Source organism: Streptosporangium minutum (assembly GCF_002149035.1).
GTDB lineage: Bacteria > Actinomycetota > Actinomycetes > Streptosporangiales > Streptosporangiaceae > Streptosporangium > Streptosporangium minutum.
In genome coordinates this window covers 1-4,962 of the sequence record NZ_NGFP01000400.1, presented here as the reverse complement: position 1 = coordinate 4,962, position 4,962 = coordinate 1, and the positions used below count along the sequence as shown (strand labels likewise).

6 protein-coding genes are annotated in these 4,962 nt (G+C 70.4%); 4 read left to right on the top strand and 2 right to left on the bottom strand.

Annotated features, from left to right (window positions below; translation table 11 throughout):
• The coding region (locus CA984_RS42515; RefSeq protein ID WP_086578967.1) for an FAD-dependent oxidoreductase at nt 1–1,069 on the top strand (1,069 nt) is incomplete at its 5' end.
• A 218-nt stretch (nt 1,070–1,287) separates the two neighbouring features.
• Here the strand turns inward: CA984_RS42515 and CA984_RS42510 are convergent.
• Both CA984_RS42510 and CA984_RS42505 read right to left on the bottom strand, forming a co-directional pair.
• Nucleotides 1,288–2,019 (bottom strand): ABC transporter permease, encoded by a 732-nt coding sequence (locus tag CA984_RS42510; protein ID WP_086578966.1) that lies wholly within the window; start codon nt 2,017–2,019, stop codon nt 1,288–1,290.
• A complete protein-coding gene (locus CA984_RS42505) occupies nt 2,016–2,756 on the bottom strand; it encodes an ABC transporter ATP-binding protein (protein ID WP_086578965.1) in 741 nt (246 codons plus the stop codon). The genes CA984_RS42510 and CA984_RS42505 overlap by 4 nt, the downstream gene beginning before the upstream one ends.
• 76 nt (nt 2,757–2,832) lie before the next feature.
• Here CA984_RS42505 and CA984_RS42500 point away from each other — a divergent pair, with 76 nt between their 5' ends.
• From CA984_RS42500 to CA984_RS42490, 3 genes are all read left to right on the top strand, one after another.
• Complete coding sequence (locus CA984_RS42500) at nt 2,833–3,507, top strand: TetR family transcriptional regulator (RefSeq protein ID WP_086578964.1); 675 nt, start codon at nt 2,833–2,835, stop codon at nt 3,505–3,507.
• Between the two features lie 64 nt (nt 3,508–3,571).
• On the top strand, nt 3,572–4,099 hold the full coding sequence (locus CA984_RS42495; protein WP_086578963.1) for a nitroreductase family deazaflavin-dependent oxidoreductase: 528 nt from the start codon (nt 3,572–3,574) through the stop codon (nt 4,097–4,099).
• Between the two features lie 79 nt (nt 4,100–4,178).
• A partial coding sequence (locus CA984_RS42490) for an ion transporter (protein ID WP_108724701.1) occupies nt 4,179–4,962 on the top strand: 784 nt, incomplete at its 3' end.

The following is a 4,962-nucleotide window of genomic DNA, read 5'->3' as shown; positions in this document are numbered from 1 at the left end:
CCCCCCGGGCGGCACGCTGGACCTGCACGAAAACCTGGGCCAGCTCGCGCTGGACAAGGCGGGGCTGCTGGCGGGGTTCCAGGCGCTGTCCCGTCCCGAGGGGCAGGCCATGCGCATCCTGGACACGGACGGGACCGTGCTTCGCGACTGGCAACCCCGTCCGGATGACCGGGCCAACCCCGAGATCGACCGCGGGCAGCTCCGCGACCTGCTGCTCGGCCCCCTGGACGTTCAGTGGGGGCGGGGCGTGACGGAGGTAGTGCCGGGGACCCGGGACGGCGTGCTGGTCCGTTTCGCGGACGGGCGACAGGAGACGTTCGACCTCGTGGTCGGCGCGGACGGCGCCTGGTCCCGGGTCCGCCCGGCAGTCTCGTCCGCGACGCCGCACTACACCGGCGTCACCTTGGTCGAGACCTCCCTGGACGACGTCGACACCCGCCACCCCGACCTCGCCCGGCTGATCGGCGACGGTTCCGTGGCCGTGTACGGCGTGAACCGCGCCCTCGTCGCCCAGCGCAACAGCGGCGGCCACGTCAAGGTGTACGCCCAGTTCCGCGCGCCGCTGGACTGGCACACGGACCTGGACCGGCATATGGGCCTGAACCGGCGCGCGGGCCTGGACGCGGGCCTGGACGCGGACATGGACGCGGGCCTGGACCTGGCCGACGGCGAGGCCGTGCGATCGAGTTTGCCGGCTCTGTTCGACGGCTGGGCCGCTCCCGTCCTCGACCTCCTCCGCCACGGCGCCGCTTTCGTCCACCGCCCCCTCTACGTCCTGCCCGTGTCCCACACCTGGGCTCACGTCCCCGGGGTGACGCTACTGGGCGACGCCGCCCACCTGATGCCCCCGTTGGGGGTGGGCGCGAACCTCGCGATGCTGGAAGGCGCCGAACTCGCCGAGTCCGTCGCCGCCGCCGCTGATCTGGACGAGGCCGTCCGCGCCTTCGAGGAACAGATGTGGGCACGGGCCGGCAGGTGGGCGAAGATCACCGCGGCCGGCCTGGAACGCCTCGTGAGCCCGGATCCCGCCGAAGCCCTCGCCCTCTTCGACGAAATTCAGTCATCCTGACTGCCGAACACCAGAGCACCAGCAGCTCCCCCGGCTTCACGGCACGGCCGCGGTTCCTTCGGGCAGATCCACCGCCCGCCACCGGAGTCATCCGCGACCGCCTCTTTCTCCGGCGGGTCGATGCACAGGAACGGTGCCGTGGGGAGCCCCTGCCAGACGACGGAAGCCGATCACTCACAGCTACTTCGCCCCCGGTGGCGCCGGCCCGAGTGGAGGGCCTAGGCGTTCTCGCGGTTGAAGACGCGGGTCCCGGCCACCACGCAGGTCACCGACAGGACCAGGGTCACCCCGACGCCCACGGCCACGGTCCAGGTCGAGTAGTGCCCGGCGAACAGCTCGCGCAGGGCTTCGAGCACGTAGCGGAAAGGGGTGAGCCGGGACAGCGCGTCCAGCCAGCCGGGCGCCATCGACATCGGCAGGAACGCGCCGGACAGCAGCACCAGCGGGACGATCCCGGTGCTCATGACGGGCGCGAAGAGGTCGGGGTTCATGGTGAGCGCGATCGCGTTGGACAGGGCGGCCAGGCTCACCCCCAGCAGCGCCATGAGGACGAGTCCGGCCAGCACCCCGGGAACGGCCGCGCGCATGCCGAAGGCGTAGCCCACCACGATCAGCATGACCGACTGGATCAGCAGGGTGACCGAGCTGCCCAGGACCCGGCCGAGCAGCAGGGCCACCCGGTGGGCCGGGGTGACCCGCAGCCGCTCCAGCACGCCCGATCTGGCGTCGAAGACGACGCCGAAGCCGGCCATGCCGGCGCTGAGCAGCCCCACCTGGACCAGCAGGCCGGGGATCAGCGTCTCCCAGGTCCCGATCGTGGCGAACAGCGGTCCGAACAGCACCAGGTACAGCAGGGGCTGCAGGACGCCGAAGACGATCCCGGCCTTCTGCCGCAGGGAGATCCGGACGTTGTGCCGGAAGATCAGCCAGGTGTCGCGGAGGATGCTCATCGGGCCGGCTCCTCTCTCAGGGAACGGCCGGTGATGGACAGGAAGACGTCGTCGAGGGTGCCGGAGCCGCCCTTGAGCTCGGCGGGGGTGCCCTCGGCGACGATCACGCCGTGGTCGATGACGAACAGCCGGTCGGCGAGCGCGTCCGCCTCGTCGAGGTAGTGGGTGGTCAGGAAGACCGTCAGACCGCGCCGCTCGCGCAGGCGCCTGACGTGGTCCCAGAGGTTGGCCCGGCTCTGCGGGTCGAGGCCGGTGGTGGGCTCGTCGAGGAAGAGCAGCGACGGGTCGTGGACCAGGCCGAACGCGAGGTCGAACCGGCGGCGCTGGCCTCCGGAGAGCGCGCCGCCCGGCCGGGTCTCCAGCCCGGTGAGGTCGAGGTCGTCGAGCACCCCACGGACCCGCTCGCGCGCCTCGGCGGAGCGCATGCCGTACAGCATGGCGTGGAGTTCGAGCTCCTCCCCCACCGGGTCGGCCGGGCTGAGCCCGCCGTTCTGGGACACGTAGCCGATGCGCCGCCGCACGCCCTCGGGATCGTTGACGAGGTCGTGCCCGGCGACCGTGGCGGTGCCCCCGGTGGGGCGGAGCAGCGTGGTCAGCATGCGCATGGTGGTCGTCTTCCCCGCACCGTTGGGGCCGAGGAAGCCCACGATCTCCCCGGCCTCGACGGCCAGGTCCACCCCCCGGACGGCCTCGACGCCGCCCGGGAAGGTCTTGCTCAGATCCGATGTCTTGATCATTTGATCGCCTCCATTTTTAAAGTAGCACCAATCTTAGGGTGACTGCAAAATTCGTCCGGCACCATAGAATGGGCTCATGAGCGAAGGGCTGCGTGAGCGCAAGAAACGAGAGACCCGGCTGCGCATCTCCGACGTCGCGACGGGGCTGTTCATGGCCCGGGGGTTCGACAACGTGACAGTGGCGGAGGTCGCCAGGGCCGCCGACGTCTCGGTCAACACGGTCTTCAACTACTTCCCGGCCAAGGAGGACCTGCTCTTCGACCGGCAGGACGAGGTGGTGGAACTGCTCGGCAAGGTCATGCGGGAGCGGAGGCCCGGGGAGGGCGCCGTGGAGGCGCTGCGCCGCGACTTCATGGACGCCCTCGACACCGGCGACTGGCGGTACGGCTTCCACGAGGGGAGCGACGTCTTCCCCCGCATGATCAGCGCCAGCCCGACCCTCGTCGCCCGGCTGCGGGAGATGAACGAGCTCCGCGTGGAGGCCCTGGCCCGGACTCTCGCCGACGAGACCGGCGCCGACCCCGACGATCTCATCCCCGCGCTCGTCGCCGGCCAGATCTGCGCGACGCTCCACACGCTGACGACGTATGCCGTCCGGCGCATGCTCGCCGGTGAGAGCGTGGCCGCCATCACCCCGGACCTGCGCGAACAGGCCGACCACGCCTTCCGTCTGCTGGAGTCGGGGATCGGCGGCTACTGCGTCCGGCGAGAGGGGGCCACGCGGGACGACGGGGCCATGGAGTTGACCTAACGCTTGCTGGGTTCTACGGTGAGGCGGAAATCGGATCGGGGCGGCGCGGGATTGTGAGATCACTGTGGGCCGACGCCTCATCGGACTGCTCAGACCGTTCTTCCAGTGGCTGGCGGGGACCGACGCGTTCGCAAGGTTCGGGCCGAAGATCGTGCCGCGGCTGGACCGGGCCGTGCACCGCCTGAGCCGGGGCAGGACCGTGATGAGCGACCGGATGATCCCCACGCTCGTCCTCACCACGGTCGGCGCCAAGTCCGGCGAGCTCCGCGCGGCCCCGCTCGCCTGCCTGCCCGAGGACGGCGGCGGCTTCCTGGTGGTCGGCTCCAACTTCGGCCGCGCGCACCACCCGGGCTGGAGCGGCAACCTGCTCAGGACCCCGGAGGCCACGGTGAGCTTCCGCGGCCAGGAGATCCCCGTCACCGGCCGCCTCCTGAGCGGCCAGGAGCGGGCCGAGGCCTGGCCCCGGCTGCTGCGGGTCTGGCCCGTCTACGACCGCTACAGCGAGAAGTCGGGCCGTGAGCTGCGGGTCTTCCGGCTCTCCCCCGATCGCGGCCGTGATCCGGGTCGGCAGGGGCAGGGGCCGCCGCCGTAACGGATAGGAAGATCTTCCAGGCGATATGATCTACGCGCAGTTCACTCGGCCCTAGACCTTCGGGGAGTCATCCGTGCCGATGCGCGAGCGTGTCCGCGCGGCCCTGGAGGCCCCGCGTTTCCACCAGGTCATCATCGCGATCATCGTGATCAACGCCGCCACGCTGGGGCTGGAGACCTCCGTCACGGCCGTCGAGCGGTACGGCACGGCGCTCGCCGTCGTCGACCATCTGGCGCTCTACATCTTCGTGCTCGAACTGGTCGCGAAGATGTACGTCTACCGCCGGGGGTTCTTCCGGGATCCGTGGAACCTGTTCGACATCATGATCGTTACGGTCTCCCTGCTCCCCACGGCCGGAGGACTGTCGGTACTGCGGGCGCTGCGGATCCTGCGGGCGCTGCGACTGATCTCCGTGGTGCCGAGCCTGCGCAGGGTCGTGACGGCCCTGCTCACCGCGGTGCCGGGGATGACCTCGATCGTGGTGCTTCTCGGCCTGGTGCTCTACGTCACGGCCGTGATGGGCACCAAGCTCTATCACGCCACCGCGCCGGAGTATTTCGGGGACCTGCCCACCTCGCTGTTCACCCTGTTCCAGATGATGACCGGGGACGCGTGGTCCGACATCACCCGGGAGGTGATGGACGAGCACCCGTCGGCCTGGGTGTTCTTCGTGCTTTTCATGCTGGTGTGCACCTTCGTGGTGCTGAACCTGTTCATCGCGGTGGTGGTCAGCGCCATGGAGGACGAGCACGCCGAGGAGTCGGTCCAGGCCACCCAGGATCTCGGCGTGGCCGTGCTCACGGAGCTGGCTGCGCTCCGGGCGGAGGTACGGGAGCTGCGGGAGCGGGTCCCGGTGACGGCGG

Coding starts and splice junctions, on each gene's coding strand:
- CA984_RS42510 (WP_086578966.1), bottom strand. CDS start 2,019: ATGAGCATCCTCCGCGACACCTGGCTGATCTTCCGGCACAACGTCCGG.
- CA984_RS42505 (WP_086578965.1), bottom strand. CDS start 2,756: ATGATCAAGACATCGGATCTGAGCAAGACCTTCCCGGGCGGCGTCGAG.
- CA984_RS42500 (WP_086578964.1), top strand. CDS start 2,833: ATGAGCGAAGGGCTGCGTGAGCGCAAGAAACGAGAGACCCGGCTGCGC.